We start from the raw sequence: 19,771 nt of genomic DNA, 5'->3' as shown, positions 1-19,771 counted from the left end.
CCGTTATTAATGGCAAGAATGGCAAGGTAGTTCCAGTCCGATATCTTTGAAATCAACCCGTTCATCCGGTCAATATCCGGTTGGAAGGGTTCTATCCTGGCGCCTGAAAGGATGAACTGCTCCTCTGGTTTTATCATCCGGCAAGGTTTATTAGCATGTAAAACACTAATATACGGATATTTTCTGCAAAAAAGGCCGCAACTGAAGATAAAAGCCAGCCTGGCATGGAAACCGGGGCGGGCGGAATGCTTTCAGCGGCCGCACACAAAACCATTGGATAGCAGCAATTTTGGAGGAAACCGAACGGGCAGGGATGAGGCCCCTTACTATCTTACTACTGAGCCGTTGCCGATCTCATCGTCAGGGGAGACGAACACCAGCTGCCCCTCCGTGTCTTCGGCCATCAGTATCATACCCTGCGACTCAATGCCCCTTATCTTCCTTGGCTCAAGGTTGACGAGAACGGAGACCTTTTTGCCGGTTATCTTTTCGGGTTCGAAAAATTCGGCAATGCCCGATACCACCGTGCGGGTGTCGATGCCGGTGTCGATGGTCAGCCTGAGCAGCTTCTTTGTTTTCGGGACCCTTTCGGCGGAAAGTATTGTGCCGGTGCGGATATCCATTGCCGAGAACTGCTCATAGGTGATATTCTCCTTTGCCGGGGGAAGCTCATTGACATTACCGTTGTTCTGTTCTCTGGTGGCCAGCAGCTTGTTCACCTGCTGCTCCACCTGCTCATCGGTCACCTTCTCAAAGAGAAGTCCCCCGACCCCGATAACATGCCCTGCCGGTACCAGGTCGCTTTCGCCTGCCCGGTCCCATCCGATCGGCTCAATATTGAGGAACTCCCTGAGTCGGGTTGCAGAATAGGGCAGGAACGGCTCTGTGAGCACCGTGAGGGCCGCCGATATCTGTATTGAGATGTTCATGATCGTGGCAACCCTGCCGGGGTCTGTCTTCCATATCTTCCAGGGCTCGGTGTCGGCCAGGTACTTGTTGCCCAGCCGTGCCAGGTTCATAGCCTCTTTGAGCGCCTCCCTGAAACGGAACTGGTCGAGGCTCTCTTCAAGCCGTTTGCGTATTGCCGGCATGGTATCCAGCACCTCCCTGTCGTAAGCAGACAGCTCGCCCCTCTCTTGTACCTTCCCGTCAAAATATTTGCTGGTAAGCACCATGGCCCTGTTCACGAAGTTCCCGTAAATGGCCACCAACTCGTTGTTGTTGCGCGCCTGGAAATCCTTCCAGGTAAAGTCGTTGTCCTTTGTCTCCGGTGCATTGGCGCACAGCACGTACCTGAGCACATCCTGCCGGCCCGGGAAATCCTCAAGGTACTCATGCAGCCACACCGCCCAGTTGCGCGAAGTAGATATCTTGTCGTTCTCGAGGTTGAGGAACTCGTTTGCCGGCACGTTGTCGGGCAGTATATAGCTCCCTTCGGCATTCAGCATCGAGGGGAACACGATGCAGTGGAACACAATGTTGTCTTTGCCGATGAAGTGGATCATCCTGGTCTCCTTGTCTTTCCAGTACTTCTCCCAGTCGGGCGTCAGCTCCCTGGTGGCCGAGATGTAGCCTATGGGGGCGTCGAACCAAACGTAGAGCACCTTTCCTTCGGTCCCTTCGAGGGGAAGGGGAACGCCCCAGTCGAGGTCCCTGCTCACCGCCCTGGGCTGCAGTCCCTGATCGATCCACGATTTGCACTGGCCGTACACGTTGGACTTCCAGTGCTTCTTCCCTTCGAGGATCCATTTCTTCAGGAACGGCTCGTACTTGTCGAGCGGCAGGTACCAGTGCTTTGTCTCCCTCATGACGGGTTGTGAGCCGCTGATGGTAGAGCGGGGGTTGATAAGGTCGGTCGCGTTGAGCGAGGTGCCGCATTTCTCGCACTGGTCGCCGTAAGCGCTCTCATTGGAGCAGTGGGGACAGGTTCCCTGTATGTAACGGTCGGCCAGGAACACCTTTGCCTCCTCATCGTAATACTGCGGGGTGGTCTTCTCCAGGAACTCGCCTTTGTCATACAGGGTCCTGAAAAACCGGGAGGCGGTCTCGTGATGGATGGCGTTTGAGGTGCGCGAGTAGATGTCGAACGATATCCCGAAATCCTCGAACGCCTTTTTGTTTATCTCATGGTAGCGGTCAATTATCTCCCCTGGTGAGACCCCCTCCTGCCTGGCCTTGATGGTTATGGGCACGCCGTGCTCATCGGATCCGCAGATGTGGATCACATCTTCGCCCCGCAGCCGCAGGTAGCGGGTGTAGATGTCAGACGGCACGTAAACGCCTGCCAGGTGTCCGATATGAAGAGGCCCGTTGGCATAGGGCAGGGCCGAGGTGATAAGGTGTCGCTTGAATTTTGTCATTTTATGGTAGCTGCTTTTTAATATAGTCCTCACAGACCGCACAAAAATACTTTATTGGTGTTAACTTTGCAAACTCAAAAAAGGCTGATGATATACCCGCAAAGTTTTGATGAGAAGACCGGTTTTGCCGCCGTGCGCGAGATGGTGGCCGGGCTGTGCATCAGCAGCCTCGGCAGGGAGCACGTATCGGCAATGAAGTTCCTTACCGGTTTTGAGGATATTGACCTGAGGCTAAACCAGACAGAGGAGTTCAGGCATATACTCCTTTTCGCCGATAATTTTCCGCTTGGCAATATTGGTGATGTAACTCCCGGACTGAAAAAGCTGAGGGTGGAGGGCACCTTTATGGAGGCCGTTGAGCTGTTTGAGCTCAAACGTTCGCTCGATACGGCGAGGGGACTGATAAACTGGTTCAGTGGTAAAAACGCCGAAAGCTATCCCGCACTGACAGCTCTCGCTGCCATGGCTGCTGTCCCTGCCTTTGTAAGGGAAAGGCTTGGAGCCCTGCTGACGAAAGAGGGGCGGATTAAGGACAATGCCTCCCCTGAGCTGCTGAGCATACGGCGGGGGATAGCCGACAAGCAGGCATCGGTATCCAAACGGATACAGGCTATAATGAAAAAGGCCCAGGGTGAAGGGCTGGCTGAGCCTGATGCCGGGGTGGCAGTAAGGGACGGGCGGCTGGTGATACCAGTTAATGCATCGGTGAAGCGAAAGATAAAAGGTTTTATACACGACGAGTCAGCCAGCGGCAAGACCGCCTATATTGAACCGGCCGAGGTGGTGGAGCTGAACAACGAGATAAGGGAACTGGAGTATGCAGAGCGCCGGGAAGTGCACAGGATACTGAAAGAGTTTGCCGATGCGCTGCGCCCATACGTGGACGAGCTGCTGGAGGTGTTCAGGTATCTGGGACTGGTAGATTTTATCAGGGCCAAGGCGATGTTTGCCAAAAAGGTTGGCGGTGTGAAACCGGTCCTCAGTGAAGGGACGGTACTGAGCTGGAAACAGGCCCTGCACCCGCTCCTGTGGCTTACGCTCTCGCGCGAGAAGAGGGAGACAGTGCCGCTCGACATTGAGCTGGACGGTGAAAACCGCATACTGGTGATAAGCGGGCCCAACGCGGGGGGCAAGTCGGTGTGCCTGCAGACGGTTGGACTGCTTCAGTACATGCTGCAGTGCGGCATGCTGGTGCCGATGTCGGAGAACTCGGAGGCGGGTATCTTTGAGGGCATCTTTATCGACATTGGCGATGAGCAGAGCATAGAGAACGACCTGAGCACCTACAGCTCGCACCTTCTGAACATGAAACATTTCATCCGCGAAAGCGGTACCCGTACACTGATAATGATTGACGAGTTCGGCGCCGGCACCGAGCCGATGATTGGCGGGGCCATTGCCGAGGCGATCCTGGATGAGCTGAACCGCCGGGGCACCTGGGGGGTGATAACCACCCACTACACCAACCTTAAGCATTTTGCGGCTTCAACGCCCGGCATAATGAACGGCGCCATGATGTTTGACACAGGTGCAATGGAGCCGCTCTTCAGGCTGGAGACAGGCAAGCCGGGCAGCTCGTTTGCCTTCGAGATAGCGCGCAAGACAGGCATACCCGAGGAGATACTGAAGGCGGCATCGGACAGGGTGGGCGAGGACCATATCAATTTCGACAGGCACCTGAAGGATATTATAAGGGACAAGCATTACTGGGACCGCAAGCGAAAAAGCATCAGGCAGCTTGAAAAGAAGCTGGAGAAGGACCTGGAGCGGTATGAAGAGCAGCTCGGGGCAGCCAGGTCGGAGAGGAAAGAGATCGTGGCAAAGGCTAAAGAGGAGGCCAGGACTTTGCTTGACACGGTGAACAAGCAGATTGAAAACACTATCAGGGAGATAAGGGAGGCACAGGCCGAAAAGGAGAGGACGAAAGCTGCACGGGAGAAGGTTGAGGAACTGAAGGGCTCGGTAAAGGATGCGACGGGAGACATTAGCGATGACACTGTCGAAAGAAAGATGGAGAAGATCAGGGCAAAGAAGGAGAGGATCAGGAAAAGGAAGGAACGGGAGGCAGGCAGCCTGGATGCTGGTGGCCCCGGTGGTAAGGGTGATCAGAGCGATTCACGTGGTCCGGGAGCCCGGGCCGGTGCAGGTGGCACCGGTGGTAAAGGCGGTCGGGGCGGCGAAGAGGATGACAGGGTGATAAGGGCCGGTGATTATGTGAGGCTTACCGGGCGCGATATTACGGGAGAGGTTCTTGAGGCTGGAGGGAAGAGCGTGATGGTGGCCTTCGGCAACATGATAACCACCGTGAAAGAGAGCAGGCTGGAGAAGCTGAGCAGGGGTGAGGCCAGGAAGTTACAGAAAGGCGGCGGGTCTGCGGGCAGTTCGGCGGGCAGTTCCGGCGGTGGTGCCGGCGGCGGAAGGGCCGGTGATACAGGTAGCGGGGCAGGCAGTGGTATGGCAGGCGGAACGGGTGGCGGCTCCGGCAGCGGTGTGAGTGGTTCTACCGTTCAGCGGATAAGGGACAAGAAGCTCAGCTTCAAGCCGGAGAGGGATGTGCGGGGCATGCGTGCCGATGAGGCGCTCGATGTGGTGAGCAGGCTGATCGATGATGCCCTGATGGTTGGCGCCGCCGAGGTGAAGATACTTCACGGCAAGGGCAATGGCATACTGAGGCAGATCATAAGGGACTACCTGGCGACAGTCCCCCCGGTACGTTCATTCAGGGACGAGGACATCAGGTTCGGCGGCACAGGGATCACGCTGGTTGAGCTGGAGGGGTGAGGCCGGCCCGGTATCGGTGGCCATGGCTGCCGTAAGGAGATTCCCGGAACAGATGTGCCGCGGTGGCCCCGGGTGGTTAACGCAGGTGTCAGGAGTGCTGCTCCGGGACCCCGGTAGGGATTGCCCGCCGGGGTCCCGGAAGGAGGTTCTCTGAACCGATATCCCGCGGCGGTTCCGGAAGGAGGTTGCCGGGCTGCCGTCACGTTTTGGTCCAGATGCGCGTGTTCAGGTTCATATCTTCTACAATACCGACGGCAAGCACCAGGTCGTCGAAATACTCCCTCAGCACGTCAAAACGCACCAGCGAGCGCAGGTAATTGGGCTCGAAAAGGTTCTTGTTGTGACTGACGCCCAGGTACATCTTAGAGTCGACGAACGACAGGTAAACGTTGTTTTTGTGCTTTTTCCTGAAATCAACAATTCTCTGCATTAGTGATGTGGAGAGTACGTACCGGGCCTTTACCTGGTCGTCGCTGTAAACGTTGAACTGCCTGCTGAAATCGGGATCTTCGAGCTTGACAAGCTTCTCCCTGCGGGTGGCTCCCATGAGCTTTTTCATGAACCCGAAGCGGTTGCCGAACACGTTGGGCAGCACCACGGTAGATCCGGTGAACTCCTTGTTGAAATCGGCTATATAGAAGATACCCCTGAAGATGGTGTGCCAGCTGGTTCGTGTACGCCCCTTCGAGTCGGTCGTCACCTGTTTGTATTCGGCCTTGAACTCTGAAAAGCGGAATTCGGTCTTGTCGATCGTCCCGTAAACCAGGTCGTCGCCATTGTAGCGGTCGACAGAAGTCAGAAAGAGGCGGCTGGTAACAAACTCTGAGAGGCTGATATGCCCTTTGGGATCGTAGGTGAGGTCGGGACTGATGAAATAGACAATGCGGTTAATCACCTGCTCCTTGAAATCCTTCACGAAGAGCTTGTCCCTTACCCAGAAGAAAAGCAGGATGATGAATGCAATAACGCTGGCTGCTATCCCCACATAAAGCCCGGTAAGGATAAAGATTGCCATCGAGGGAATAAAGATGGCAAAGAGGGATATCAGGAAACGCTTTACCACCTGTTTCCTCCTGGCATCAAGGTTTACCAGGTCGGTTTTGAGTGATTTATTATAATAATTTTCGAATTCTTCCAGTGTTTTCATAATGGTCGGGTTACGGTTGTTCTCTCTTGCCTGGCCGTCTTATCCTGGTCGCAAGGCTTATACGACACCTGCAATTTTTGTTGGCGGTCAGGACCGCGGGGCGATGCCCCCTTAAGCTTTAGAGGGCGAGAGGCTCCGCCAGGTGCCCGGCCGCCCGTTAATGCGGCAGATTCCGTATCAGGATGAGAAGAGGGCCTTTACATCGACATTCTGCCTCTCCTGCTCGGTTATCTCGAACAGCTTTCGGGTTTTGAAGTTGAACATTGAGGCCACGATGTTCGTTGGGAACATCTGCACTGCATTGTTGAGGTCGGTTACCGCGGCGTTGAAAAAGCGCCTGGCTGCCGAGAGCTGTTCCTCCACCTCGTTGAGGGCTCCCTGAAGCTGCATGAAATTTGTGCTTGCCTTGAGATCGGGGTAGTTCTCAACGGCCACCATGATGCCCGAAACAGCGCGGGAGACCTTCTGGTCCAAATCGATCTTCTCCTCTTCTGATATATTGCCCGAGGTAGCCCTGGCCCTCATCTCTGTGATCTGTGTAAGCGTCTCCTTTTCGTGCTTCATGTAATTCTGGACAGTGGAGACAAGGTTGGGTATCAGGTCGTAGCGCTTTTTTGCCATGGCATCGATGCTGGCAAATGCCTTGTCGGCCGCATTCCTTTTAGACACAAGGCTGTTGTAGCTGAGCGCCAGCCATAGCAGCAGCACTCCCGCGATTATTAGTACCGGTATAAGCATGTTGTTGTTTTGTTGGGTTAGTAAATGGCCTGGTTACCCCCGTCATCGGCTGTAGCCGGCTGGTGCCGGCAGGGCCTGATGATCGCCGGGTAAAACAGTTTAGTAAAGATAATCTTTTTTCTGCCAGTTAAGCTGTCAGTAAAACAGTTTACTGTTAAATATTGCAACCTTTTGCAGGAATATTGGATGCAAATGTTAGTTTTGCCGGGGAGACTTTAAACTAGGGGTTCTGATGAAGAAAGTATTGTTGTTTACGCCGGCCCTGGTGTACATGCCGGCCCTGCTGTTTGTGAGGGCTTTGTTGTTGCTGTTGGTTTTGTTACTTCTGCCGGTCAGATCAGTGCAGGCACAGCCTGAGGCAGTTGCGGTTCGGACATCAGTACCGCCGGTTATTGACGGGGTGCTTTCAGATGAGGTGTGGAGCCAGGCTGTTCCTGTTACCGAATTTGTCCAGAGAGAACCGGATAACGGCGCTCCTGCCACCCAGCGCACAGAATTTTATATTTTATATGACGATGATTATCTCTATATAGGCGTACGCTGCTACGACGATACCGGGAGGGTAATTGGCAGGGAGATGGCCCGGGATGCCAACCTGAGCAATGATGACCGAATTCAGATAATTATTGATACCCACCTCGACGGCAGGAGCGCTTACTGGTTCCAGATAGGTCCCCGCGGCTCGATAGGCGATGCGGTGATAAGCGCAAACGGACAGGCATTTAACCGTGAGTGGCAGGGGCTGTGGGACGGCAGGGCCTCTATACAGCCGCATGGCTGGGAGGCTGAGATCGCGCTGCCTTTCAATACCATAAATTTTGATCCGGGCCTCTCCACCTGGGGAATTAAATTCATAAGGTATATAAGGCGCAACCAGGAGGCTGTCTACTGGCCTACCGCAAATCTCAACAATCACCGGTTCCAGGTGTCTGACGCAGGGTTGATGCACGGACTTGAGGGAATTAGCCAGGGGGTCGGACTTGATATCAATCCCTGGGCCTTTGGTGGACATGACAGTAACGCCGGCGGAGGCAGTTCGCTGACCGGTGATGCCGGAGTCGATGTTTTCTACCAGGTTACCCCCGGTATGCGCGGAGTGCTGACGCTCAACACCGACTTTGCCGAGACGGAGGCTGACACCAGGCAGATAAACCTGACCCGGTTCAGCCTGCACTTTCCTGAGAAGAGGGACTTTTTCCTTGACGGGGCAAACTATTTCAATTTCGGCATAGCCGGGGAGGTTGAAAACCCCTATTCGCGGAGGCTTATCCCCTTTTTCAGCAGGAGGATGGGGCTTGATGCAGGCGGAGAACCGCTTTCAATCCATGCAGGCGGCAGGTTTACCGGACAGGCGGGGCCGTGGAACATCGGGGTGATGAATATATTGCAGGAGAAGCAGTTTGACAACAGAAACTACTCGGTGGCACGGGTCTCCAGAAACCTTGGCAGGCAATCGTCGGCAGGTATGATCGCCACCCTGGGCAATGCTACCGGCGAAGGGGGCAATGGCCTGGTCGGGCTTGACACGCGGCTGGCGACATCTAATCTCGGCGGCGATAAGAATCTGAGCTTTACTGCTTACGGACTACAGTCTGTTACATCTCCACCGGGAGAGGAGAGGCAACTGGCCAGCGCCTTCGGAGCCGAACTCAACTTCCCGAATGACCTGTTTTACGGTCGCGCCGGTTTTCTGCAGATTGACGATGATTTTAATGCCGGTATGGGTTTCGTTCCCCGCCGGGGCATACGTGAGTATTATCTTGCCGGCGGAGTAGGGCCCCGACCGGGAAGATGGGGATTGCTACGGGTGCTTTCGATGGCTGGCATTGACCATATATCGGGCCTTGACGGGGTGCTGCAGACAAGGGAGATCGACCTGATACCTTTATGGATCACATTTACCAGCGGTGAATCGGCCTTGGCACGAAGGAAATTCACGTATGAATATCTTTTCGGGGACTTCAACCTGCTGGGGCAGGTGCTGATTCCGGTGGGCGAGTACCAGTTCAGCACCAGCACTTTAACGCTCAATTCGGCCAGGCAGCGCGACCTGTGGGGAACTGTTTCATATTCATGGGGTGACTTCTGGAGCGGTGAAAGGAGCACATGGGAACTCACCGCCGGCTGGCAGGTATTTGTAAACCTTTTCGTGAGCGCCGAGATGGAGAGGAGCTACCTCTCCTTCCCCGAAAGGGATATAGATGTAGGAATTTACAGGCTGATAATGAATATCCTGTTCAGTCCGCGAATCAATATGCATACCTTTGTGCAGTACGACGATGTTACCGAAACAGCAGGGTGGCAGACGCGGTTCAGGTGGATCATAAGGCCGGGCCGCGAAGTGCTTGTGGCGTGGAACTCGAACATAAGCGACCCGATGGAGAGGTTTACGGTATCGGAGAGTGCGCTGAGGTTAAAGTTGAAGTATAATTTAAGGTTCTGATGAGAGTAGCAATCCTTTCGCCGGTAGCATGGAGGACCCCGCCCAGGCACTATGGTCCCTGGGAGCAGGTGGCGTGGAATATTGCCAGCGGGGTGGCGGCTCTGGGAGTGGATGTGACACTTTATGCAACCGGCGACTCCGGGAACCCCGGGAAGCTTGAATATATAATTGATAAAGGCTACGAGGAGGACAGAAGCATTGATGCCAAGGTTGCCGAATGCATGCACATATCCCATTTAATGGAGAGAGCCGGGGAGTATGACCTTATACACAATAACTTCGATTTTCTGCCGCTGGCCTGGTCGCGCCTGGTCGCTACACCTATGGTGACCACTATACACGGCTTTTCATCGCCCAGGATCATTCCCGTTTACAGGAGGTATAACGACAGGGTGCATTACGTGTCGATAAGCAACTCCGACCGAAGCAGTGAGCTTGAATACATTGCAACTGTTTACAATGGCATTGATCCGTCGCAGTTCACCTTCAGGGAGGAGCATGGCAATTATCTTCTCTTTTTCGGCCGTATTCATCACGACAAGGGCGCTTACGAGGCGATCCAGATAGCCCGGCTGGCCGGGATGAAGCTGTTGATTGCAGGCATTGTGCAGGATGAAGACTATTACCGGGAGAAGGTTGAGCCTTTTATTGACGGCAAACAGGTGGTTTACCTCGGCAGTGCTGATCCGCAAAAGCGTGATGAGCTTCTCGGCGGCGCCCTGGCGCTGCTGCATCCCATTAATTTTGAGGAGCCGTTCGGACTGAGTGTGGCTGAGTCCATGTTCTGTGGCACCCCGGTAATTGCTTTTAACCGCGGATCGATGCCCGAGCTGATAAGTCACGGAGAGACCGGGTTCCTTGCCGGCTCTGTTGAGGAGGCTGCCGGACTTGTAGGGCGCACCGGAGAATTGTCCCGGCAAATATGCCGGGAGCGGGCAATGGCAAACTTCAGCCTTGAACGGATGGCGGCCGGTTACCTGGAGGTTTACCGTAAGATCCTGGGATAACTGTCTGGCAAAATCATATCCCGCTCCGGTAGCAGGTGCGGATTTTGGTACGGGCCACAGGTTCAGTGCCACAGGTTCAGCGCCGCAGGTTCAGTGCCGCAGGTTCAGTGCCGCAGGTTCAGTGCTGCAGGTTCAGTGCTGCAGGTTCAGTGCCGCAGGTTCAGTGCTGCAGGCATCATCCCTTCAGGACTTCAGCTGGGCAAGAAGATCATCCATGCAAACCGAAGCAAAACCTGCTCCTGTATCTGACAACCCGTAGGGCATTATCAGCTCGTTGTTGTGGACCATTGCTCCGCATGAATAGACCACATTTGGCACATAGCCCTCCCTCTCTTCGTAGTTCGGAACCAGGAGCGGGTCACGAAGGTGCCCGATGACCCTGGTAGGATCGTCGAGGTCGAGGAGTATAGCACTCAGGCAATATTGACGCACCGGACCCACTGCATGGGTCAGTACCAGCCAGCCCTCCGGGGTCTCAATGGGTGAGCCGCAGTTGCCAATCTGTACGAATTCCCAGTAATGTTTAGGTGCCTGCAGCATGATTGGCTGGTCCCACAGGTTTATCTTGTCGGAAAAACCTATGAAGGAATTTATGCCGTCAATGCGGGAGAGCATCACATATTTCCCTTTTACCTTACGGGGGAAAAGAGCGAGATTCTTGTTCTGTGCCCCGTGTCCGTGCAGGGGCCTGATGGTAAAATGACAGAAATCCTTTGTCTGGATCAGTTTAGGGAGAATGGTATTGCCGTCATAGGCCGTATAGGTTGCATAGTAGTTTACTGCTCCGTCGTCGCCGGTAAATTTTACGAAGCGGGCATCTTCAATTCCCTTTCTCTCGGTGAATGATACCGGGAAGATCACTCTTTCGGAAATATCGGTGTCACGGGAGAATTTGACCTCATAATGTGAATCGGCAAGCCATACTATCTCTTCTATAGCCTGAAGTTTCTCGGCCGAATTGTTGTTATCCGCACGTGTCTGGTTTATTGCCGCCAGAAGCTCACCGTAGATAAACTCGTCACCCAGCCGGTTCATTACACTGTTGATAATATCTGCGGGCAGGTTCATCTCAGAGAGCTTGCTTGAGAACGAACTCTTGGAGTATTTGTGCCGCTTGACCATTTCAGCCTCTTCAACGTACCTCCCGGGCTTTTCGAATGACATATTGCCATCCTTGTCTATGAGCCCCGAATGGAACACGATAGAGGAGATGTGCCCCTCGCCGGTGGCGCGGAAACTGACTATGATCCTTTTACTTCCTCTCTCCAGTGCTGTCTGGTCGGGCGATTCGATCATTGACGGGTTGAAGAAGGCGGCTGACTCAATTGAATACTCAAGCGAGAAGAAAGATCCGAGTAGCAGCCGCTTGTCCTCCGAAAGTCCGTCGAGCGATATTTTCAGTGCTTCCATCTGATCCTTAACACGGGAAAAGTGTCTGCTGAAGACGTTGGTGATGTTCCGGTGTCTTCTTGAGAACTCCCTGAGGGTATGCATCAGGGCAAAGGATGCCTGCTCTTCCGGCATGGCGGTGAGACGCTCTACCAGTGCAATGGTACGGTCTATACCATTATCGAAATACCTGATTATCACCCTGCGGGGATCAGGCATGAAACGGTTTGGTTTTCTTGTTACCGGTATTCTCATGTTATTATTGGTTTGGTATGTTAAAAACAAATATAGGAAAAGGAGTATTCAATTCAATAGCAGGATATGGGAATTATACAAAAGATATGAACCGGATGCAGTATTAATGATTTAAAAAAAAACTGTACTTTAGCAAGCTGATAATTAAAGGTTGACAGCCCCTGCCGAACAATTCCGGAGCCTCAGGCTAATTGCAGGAAGGTTGTATGGTTTAGGTACATGATTTTCTACAGCTATGTGGTTTGTTCTGTTTTCGCTTCTATTCTGGATATTTGTCGCTGTATCAAGCATAATTATTTTTTGTGGGGCTCTCCTGGTATGGCTTCTTACATTTCTTTTCGATAAAAGGCTTTGGTTGCAGCATCAATATTCATGCTTCTGGGGTTCGATATATCTGTGGCTTAATCCTTTCTGGCCGATGAAGGTTGAGGGAAGGGAAAAAATTGACCATTCCCAGGTTTATGTTGCGGTTTCTAACCACCAGTCGATGCTCGACATACTGGTAATGCACTCTCTCTTTTTCCATTTTAAATGGGTTTCCAAGAAGGAAAACCTTTACCTGCCGTTTGTCGGGTGGAACATGGTTTTGAACCGGTATGTGACGCTCGACCGTGCCAGCAGAAAGAGTTTTATCAAAATGATGCGAGATTGCCAGAAACATATGATGCAGGGCAGTTCAATCATGATATTTCCGGAGGGCACCCGTTCCACAGACGGGAACATGCGAAACTTCAAAGACGGTGCTTTCAGGCTTGCCAAACAGATGAAGTGCCCTATCCTGCCGATAGTGCTTGACGGTACCGGCAAATCTTTGCCAAAGAAGGGTTTTGTCATCAGGGAAAAAACCCCGATAAGTGTTCGTGTACTTGATCCTGTGATGCCGGCTGAATTTGAGAGTTTCGACCCCCGTGAAACCGGTGAAATGGTGAGGGATAAAATGGATACTGTACTCAGGGAGATGCGACAGGGTAATTGATATATCAGGGGAAACAGCAACTTAACGCGAAGATGGCAGACGGCAAACTATCTTTTTACAGGGATAAATTTTCGGAGTATTCCGACAAGCTGCGATTGGCCAGAAGGACCCAGAGAGGCTATGTGTTTCTGAGGCTGGCCTCTTTCCTTATTATGATCTTCCTGCCACTGTTATTTGCCGGCACCAGTATTTCCATCGCAATTTCCGTGTTTCTGGCAATGCTGGCAGTATTCCTTTTCCTGGTACACAGATTTGGTATTCAGGAAAGAAAAGTAAAATATTTTTCAGCTCTTCTGGGGGTCAACTGTGAGGAGATTGAGGCGCTCAGAGGCAACCTGGACTCTTTTGACAGCGGAAGCCGGTATGAAGATCCTGATCACCGTTATTCACCTGACCTGGATCTGTTTGGGGAGAACTCCATGTTCCATTACATGAACAGGTGCTGTACAGTGCCCGGCATGGACATGCTTGCAGATTTTTTAAAGGAGCCGGCTACCGATGCCCAGGAGATTAAGCGGAGGCAGAAGGGTATTAAAGAGCTTGCCGCCAAACTCGAGTTCTGTCAGCACTTTATCGCCACGGGCAGGATGTATGGAGACAGTTCAGGAGATCGTATCAACCTGATAAAGTATGTAAATACTCCCTCTCATTTTACGAGAAACCGTTCGCTGGTTATGGTATCCCGGGTGCTGCCCGCCCTGACGGCTGGGACTCTTCTGCTGGCGGCAGCCGGTATTTTACCTTTTTACCTGGTGCTCATACTTTTTTGTGTGCAGCTTGGGATTACCGGCCTGCTTTTCCGGAAAACCGCCGAGGTTCATGATAAGGTGACCAGGAGCCTGGGCACACTGAAAAAGTATGGAAAGTTACTCCGGATCATTCATGATACAGAACTTGATGCCCCGCTGCTTAAATCAATACAGCGCTACCTGAGGACTGAGGGCACCCCTCCATCCGGCCATATTGCGAAACTGGCTCGTATTGTTGATGCATTTGATAACAGGTTGAATTTTATAGCCTTCACGGTGCTTAACGGGTTACTGCTATGGGATGTCAATTGTGTCCTGATGCTGGAAAGGTGGAACCGGCGCAATAGGAAAAAACTGGCGGTCTGGCTTGGTAGTATAGCAAAAATGGATGCCTTTATAAGCATGGCGATATTCTTCTTCAATAATACTGACTTTGTTTTTCCGCAGCCTGATGACAGCGGGCCCGTACTCAGGGCCGGCTCACTTGGACATCCTTTGATACCTGCCGGCGAAAGAGTATGTAACGACCTGACCATAGAGGATTCGGGCTGTTTTGTTATAGTTACCGGGGCCAATATGGCCGGCAAGAGCACGTTTCTGCGGACCGCCGGGATTGCCCTGGTGCTTGCTATGGCCGGAGCACCGGTGTGTGCCGCTGACTTCAGGTTCCGTATAACAGATCTGTATACAAGCATGCGCACGAGTGACTCACTGAGCAAACACGAGTCCTATTTCTATGCCGAGCTCAAAAGGCTGAAGCACCTTATTGAGACTATTGCCGGGGGAAGGCAGGTGTTTGTCCTTTTGGACGAGATACTTAAGGGCACCAATACGACCGACAAACAGAAAGGTTCAGTAGCATTGCTCGGCAGGATGCTCGGCCTTGGTGCAACCGGTATCATTGCCACCCACGACCTTTCACTTACTTCACTTGAAAATGAATATCCCGGCAGGATCATGAACAGGTGCTTCGAGGTTGATATTGACGGCGACAGGATCAGCTTTGACTACAGGCTTAGGGAAGGTGTTACCCGCAAGATGAACGCCCTGTTGCTGATGGAGCAGATGGGGTTGCTTCCCGGAAAAACCCCGGGGCCCGATCAAAATCTTCCGGGAGCCTGATCCCATGGTGAGGTTGTGGCTGTTGAGCTAAAGAGTTTTTCTGCGTAAATTCCTTTCTCCGCAACCCGCTGCGCCTGCCAGCATTTCAGCACGGGTGTTCTTAAGAATGACCGGCGGCCTGCCGGTGGATTACCGGTAAGCCGGAAACGGCTGCCAGTCCCGCTTGCCTGTTGATTGCTTGTTGATAAACAGATTCACACCCCGCCCTTCTTTTATTTATATTTGCAGAAATTTAGGACAGATGACTGCAATATATTCGGAAGATACCATACGTACCCTTGACTGGAAGGAGCATATAAGGAAAAGGCCCGGTATGTATATCGGTAAACTTGGTGACGGCTCCTCTCTTGACGATGGCATATACCTGCTTATCAAGGAGGTTCTGGACAATGCAGTTGACGAGTATATGATGGGCTTCGGTAAAACCATCGAGATTGAGGTTAGCGAGAAGCTGGTCACTATAAGGGATTACGGGCGCGGCATACCTTTGGGCAAGCTTGTTGATGTGGCTTCGAAGATGAATACCGGCGCCAAATACGACTCCAAGGTTTTTAAGAAGACAGTAGGACTTAACGGTGTAGGAATAAAGGCCGTGAACGCCCTCTCTTCGCAGTTTGTTATAGAGTCATTTCGTGAAACGGAAGGGCGGATCGCTGAATTTGCCAGAGGCGAGCTTGTTACAGAAAAGGCCATTGAGGCTAACGGCAGCAAAAACGGCACCAGGGTGGTATTTACACCCGACAATGAGATATTTGGCAAGTTCCGGTTCATTCCGGAATACCTGGAAAGGATGTTCAGGAATTATGTTTATCTGAATACCGGACTGACAATTGTCTATAACGGACAACGTATCAACTCCAAAAACGGGCTTCTTGATCTGCTGGAGGAGAACATGAGCTCTCCCGGCCTTTACCCCATAATACACCTCAAGGGCGACGATATTGAGGTCGCAATAACCCACGGCAAGCAATATGGCGAGGAGTACTACAGTTTTGTGAACGGCCAGAATACCAGTCAGGGAGGAACTCACCTGGTGGCATTCAAGGAGGCTTATGTTAAGGTGGTAAGGGACTTCTTCAAAAAGGACTTTGAGGCCTCAGATATACGTACAGCGATAATTGCGGCTATAAGCATCAAGGTTGAGGAGCCTGTTTTCGAGTCGCAGACCAAGACGAAGCTCGGATCAAAAGAGGTTGGCCCCGGTGGCTCGACTGTAAGGAATTTCGTGATGGATTTTCTGCGTACAAAGCTGGATAACTACCTGCATAAAAATCCCGGCAGTGCCGAAGCATTGCTTGCCAGAATACAGGAATCGGAGAAGGAGAGGAAGGCCATATCGGGTATCAGGAAGATAGCGCGCGAACGTGCGAAGAAGGCCAATCTGCACAACCGCAAGCTGAGGGACTGCAGGATGCACTGGAACACCAACGACGCGAGAAGGCTGGAGACCACCATATTTATTACCGAGGGGGATTCGGCCAGCGGATCGATCACCAAATCGCGTGACGTTAACACCCAGGCGGTATTCAGCCTGAAGGGAAAACCACTGAACACATACGGACTTACAAAGAAGATCGTATATGAGAACGAGGAGTTCAATCTGCTCCAGGCTGCGCTTAACATTGAGGACGGTATAGAGGAGCTGAGGTACAACAATGTTGTAATAGCTACTGATGCAGATGTTGACGGCATGCATATAAGGCTTCTGCTGATAACCTTTTTCCTTCAGTTCTTTCCTGACCTGATCAAGAATGGCCACCTGTATATTCTGCAGACTCCTCTTTTCAGGGTGCGGAACAAGCAGGAAACACTGTACTGTTACACAGATGCGGAAAAGGAGAAAGCTGTCAAAAAGCTCGGCGGCAAGATCGAAATAACAAGGTTCAAAGGGCTTGGAGAGATATCACCTGATGAGTTCAGGCACTTTATCGGGAAGGATATGAGGCTTGAGCCTGTTCAGCTGAAGAAAGAAGATATGGTTGCCGACATGCTCGCCTTTTATATGGGCAAGAACAGTCCGGAACGACAGGAGTTTATTATTGAGAATTTGAAAGTTGAAGATGATGTTGTGGAGGAAGGGAGTCCGGTTTGACCAGGCAGGCCATGAATGCTGACTTTATGCCCAACCCTCCGGATCATATACCCCGGGAAGCGGAAAACAATGGAAGAATTAGAAAGACAGAAAGGAAAGAACGGACAGGAGCCTGCTGAGGAAAACGGAAGGGCCAGGGAGAACGATTTCCCGAAGATTATTCACTTGTCCGGTATGTACAAGGACTGGTTCCTTGATTATGCCTCCTATGTGATCCTTGAACGTGCCGTGCCGCATCTGCATGACGGACTTAAACCGGTTCACAGACGGATCCTCCATGCCATGAAGAGGCTGGATGATGGCCGGTACAATAAGGTTGCCAACATTATTGGGTACACCATGCAGTATCATCCCCACGGTGACGCTTCGATAGGTGATGCGCTGGTACAGATAGGGCAAAAGGACCTTCTGGTCGACACACAGGGTAACTGGGGGAACCTGCTGACAGGCGACAGCGCCGCGGCATCCCGTTACATCGAGGCACGGCTCTCTCCCTTCGCCCTCGAGGTGGTGTTCAACACCAAGACCACCTCATGGAAGCTTTCCTATGACGGCCGCAACAAGGAGCCGGTCACGCTGCCTGTTAAGTTTCCACTTCTCCTGGCGCAGGGGGTCGAAGGTATTGCAGTCGGACTGGCTTCAAAGATACTGCCGCACAATTTCAATGAATTGATAGACGCCTCCATCGCTTACCTCCAGGGTAAGGATTTTGTGCTGTATCCCGATTTTCCGGGTGGGGGACTGGCGGACTTCTCAAGGTACAATGACGGTATGAGGGGGGGACTGGTACGGGTGCGTTCGAGGATAGCGAAGCTTGACAAGAAGACCCTTGTAATTACCGACATTCCCTACGGGAAGACCACAGGGTCGTTGATAGATTCGATAATAAAGGCCAACGAAAAGGGCAAGATAAAGATCAGGAAGATTGACGACAATACAGCAGGTAGTGTTGAAATACTTGTACACCTGGCACCCGGGATATCGCCCGACAAGACCATTGATGCACTGTATGCATTTACCGATTGCGAGGTTCCGATATCGCCCAACGCATGTGTGATTGAAAACGACAAGCCGCGGTTCCTGGGTGTTTCTGAGATGCTCCGCATCAGCACCGACAAGACGGTCGGGCTGCTCAAAAAAGAGCTGGAGATACGGATGGATGAGCTGCTGGAGGACTGGCACATGTCATCTCTTGAGAAGATATTCATTGAGAACAGGATATACCTGAACATCGAGGAGTGCGAAACCTGGGAGTCGGTTATTGAGACGATCGACCAGGGGCTTGAGCCATTTAAGAAGTTATTGCGCAGGGAGGTTACCCGTGATGATATAGTGAAGCTGACGGAGATCAGGATCAAACGAATCTCGAAATACGATGCAAAAAAGGCTGATGAGCACATAAAATCAGTAGAGGAGGAGATCTCAGAGGTTCAGAACCATTTGAACAACCTTATTCCTTTTGCGATAAATTATTTCAGGCAGATAAAGAAGAAATACGGGAAGGGGCGGGAGAGAAAGACCGAGATCCGCAACTTCGATACGATAGAGGCTACAAAGGTTGCAGTAGCAAATGAGAAGCTATATGTGAACCGTGCTGAGGGATTTGCGGGTACGGGACTGAAGAAGGATGAATATGTATGCGATTGTTCAGACATTGACGATATTATCGTCTTCAGGCAGGATGGCACCTACATTGTTACAAGGGTGTCAGACAAGATCTTTGTAGGCAAGAACATAATACATATTGATGTATTCAAGAAGAATGACAAACGCACCATCTATAATATTGTTTACCGCGACGGGCTGAACGGAGCCTATATGATGAAGAGATGCGCTGTAAAGGGAATAACGAGGGACCGGGAATACAATATCACGAAAGGGACAAAAAACTCGAAGATTGTTTACTTTACTGCAAATCCCAACGGAGAAGCAGAGGTGGTAAAGGTTTACCTGAAGCCAAAACCACGCCTGCGGAACCTCGTTTTTGAGGTCGGTTTCGGTGAACTTGCCATCAAGGGCAAGAAATCGATCGGTAATATAATGACCCGGCATGCTCTACATAAGGTTGTTCTCAAGGAGAGGGGCGAATCCACCCTTGGGGGCGCCAGGATATGGTTTGATGAAGATATCAACCGCCTGAACAGTGATGGCCGCGGACGTTTCCTTGGCGAATTCAATACTGACGACCGCCTCCTGGTGGTAACCGGGTCGGGCAGGTTCAGGCTTTCGGGCTTTGATGTTTCGCAACATTTCGAGGAGGACCTCATACTGATAGAGAAGTACAGGTACAACAAGGTGTTTTCAGCGGTTTATTTCGACGGGGAGAAGGGATACCATTACCTGAAAAGGTTTACTTTTGAGTCTGTCGACAAGCTTACCAGTTTCATAGGCGACCATGAGGATTCGAAGCTTATAAGGCTGACCGAGGTCGAGTATCCCAGGCTGGAGCTGAAGTTCGGAGGCAAGAACAAGGACAGGAGCACTGAGATAATAGAAGTTGCCGACTTCATCGGTGTGAAGAGTTACAGGGCCAGGGGCAAGAGGCTTTCCAAATTTGAGGTTTCGCTCATCAATGAGCTTGAACCGCTTGTCAAACCTGCTCCTGAAAATGAGGGCGCTGCTGATGACGATGTGCTCGAGCTGGATGAGCCTGACAACAAACAGATGAGGCTTGAATTATAGTGGTATTGTTAAAACTAATGTCCTGTGCTG

General features: G+C 51.9%; 11 protein-coding genes. 7 read left to right on the top strand and 4 right to left on the bottom strand.

Annotated features, from left to right (window positions below; all coding sequences use genetic code 11):
* Positions 1-326: 326 nt before the first annotated feature.
* The gene (locus EA408_06180; GenBank protein TVR72749.1) at positions 327-2,360 is read right to left on the bottom strand and encodes a methionine--tRNA ligase; all 2,034 of its coding nucleotides are present in this window, start codon (positions 2,358-2,360) and stop codon (positions 327-329) included.
* A gap of 87 nt (positions 2,361-2,447) precedes the next feature.
* Here EA408_06180 and EA408_06175 point away from each other — a divergent pair, with 87 nt between their 5' ends.
* A complete protein-coding gene (locus EA408_06175) occupies positions 2,448-5,141 on the top strand; it encodes an endonuclease MutS2 (GenBank protein ID TVR72748.1) in 2,694 nt (897 codons plus the stop codon).
* A gap of 199 nt (positions 5,142-5,340) precedes the next feature.
* On the opposite strand, the gene EA408_06170 is transcribed toward EA408_06175, so the two are convergent.
* Together EA408_06170 and EA408_06165 are read right to left on the bottom strand one after the other, a co-directional pair.
* Positions 5,341-6,288: a DUF3137 domain-containing protein gene (locus EA408_06170; protein ID TVR72747.1), complete on the bottom strand. Its 948-nt coding sequence runs from the start codon at positions 6,286-6,288 to the stop codon at positions 5,341-5,343.
* Between the two features lie 177 nt (positions 6,289-6,465).
* A complete protein-coding gene (locus tag EA408_06165) occupies positions 6,466-7,026 on the bottom strand; it encodes a LemA family protein (GenBank protein TVR72746.1) in 561 nt (186 codons plus the stop codon).
* A 232-nt stretch (positions 7,027-7,258) separates the two neighbouring features.
* On the opposite strand from EA408_06165, the gene EA408_06160 reads away from it, so the two are divergent.
* Positions 7,259-9,469: a hypothetical protein gene (locus EA408_06160; protein ID TVR72745.1), complete on the top strand. Its 2,211-nt coding sequence runs from the start codon at positions 7,259-7,261 to the stop codon at positions 9,467-9,469.
* Entirely contained in the window at positions 9,469-10,476 is a 1,008-nt protein-coding gene (locus EA408_06155) for a glycosyltransferase family 4 protein (GenBank protein TVR72744.1), read from the top strand. The genes EA408_06160 and EA408_06155 overlap by 1 nt, the downstream gene beginning before the upstream one ends.
* 183 nt (positions 10,477-10,659) lie before the next feature.
* Here the strand turns inward: EA408_06155 and EA408_06150 are convergent, their stop codons facing one another.
* Positions 10,660-12,120: a glycosidase gene (locus tag EA408_06150; GenBank protein ID TVR72743.1), complete on the bottom strand. Its 1,461-nt coding sequence runs from the start codon at positions 12,118-12,120 to the stop codon at positions 10,660-10,662.
* 235 nt (positions 12,121-12,355) lie between these two features.
* On the opposite strand from EA408_06150, the gene EA408_06145 reads away from it, so the two are divergent.
* From EA408_06145 to EA408_06130, 4 genes are all read left to right on the top strand, one after another.
* A complete protein-coding gene (locus tag EA408_06145) occupies positions 12,356-13,096 on the top strand; it encodes a 1-acyl-sn-glycerol-3-phosphate acyltransferase (GenBank protein ID TVR72742.1) in 741 nt (246 codons plus the stop codon).
* The gene (locus EA408_06140; GenBank protein TVR72741.1) at positions 13,093-14,967 is read left to right on the top strand and encodes a hypothetical protein; all 1,875 of its coding nucleotides are present in this window, start codon (positions 13,093-13,095) and stop codon (positions 14,965-14,967) included. Before EA408_06145 ends, EA408_06140 begins: the two co-directional genes overlap by 4 nt.
* A 241-nt stretch (positions 14,968-15,208) precedes the next feature.
* On the top strand, positions 15,209-17,059 hold the full coding sequence (locus EA408_06135; protein ID TVR72751.1) for a type IIA DNA topoisomerase subunit B: 1,851 nt from the start codon (positions 15,209-15,211) through the stop codon (positions 17,057-17,059).
* Between the two features lie 69 nt (positions 17,060-17,128).
* Complete coding sequence (locus EA408_06130; GenBank protein ID TVR72740.1) at positions 17,129-19,741, top strand: DNA gyrase/topoisomerase IV subunit A; 2,613 nt, start codon at positions 17,129-17,131, stop codon at positions 19,739-19,741.
* The last annotated feature ends 30 nt before the right edge of the window (positions 19,742-19,771 follow it).

This window comes from Marinilabiliales bacterium (assembly GCA_007695015.1).
In the GTDB taxonomy this organism is placed as follows: Bacteria; Bacteroidota; Bacteroidia; order Bacteroidales; family PUMT01; genus PXAP01.
This window is presented reverse-complemented; position numbering and strand designations above follow the sequence as displayed.

Bases quoted from the DNA above. Each gene is read 5' to 3' on its own strand.
- EA408_06180 (TVR72749.1), bottom strand. From the start codon at position 2,360: ATGACAAAATTCAAGCGACACCTTATCACCTCGGCCCTGCCCTATGCC.
- EA408_06175 (TVR72748.1), top strand. From the start codon at position 2,448: ATGATATACCCGCAAAGTTTTGATGAGAAGACCGGTTTTGCCGCCGTG.
- EA408_06170 (TVR72747.1), bottom strand. From the start codon at position 6,288: ATGAAAACACTGGAAGAATTCGAAAATTATTATAATAAATCACTCAAA.
- EA408_06165 (TVR72746.1), bottom strand. From the start codon at position 7,026: ATGCTTATACCGGTACTAATAATCGCGGGAGTGCTGCTGCTATGGCTG.
- EA408_06160 (TVR72745.1), top strand. From the start codon at position 7,259: ATGAAGAAAGTATTGTTGTTTACGCCGGCCCTGGTGTACATGCCGGCC.
- EA408_06155 (TVR72744.1), top strand. From the start codon at position 9,469: ATGAGAGTAGCAATCCTTTCGCCGGTAGCATGGAGGACCCCGCCCAGG.
- EA408_06150 (TVR72743.1), bottom strand. From the start codon at position 12,120: ATGAGAATACCGGTAACAAGAAAACCAAACCGTTTCATGCCTGATCCC.
- EA408_06145 (TVR72742.1), top strand. From the start codon at position 12,356: ATGTGGTTTGTTCTGTTTTCGCTTCTATTCTGGATATTTGTCGCTGTA.
- EA408_06135 (TVR72751.1), top strand. From the start codon at position 15,209: ATGACTGCAATATATTCGGAAGATACCATACGTACCCTTGACTGGAAG.
- EA408_06130 (TVR72740.1), top strand. From the start codon at position 17,129: ATGGAAGAATTAGAAAGACAGAAAGGAAAGAACGGACAGGAGCCTGCT.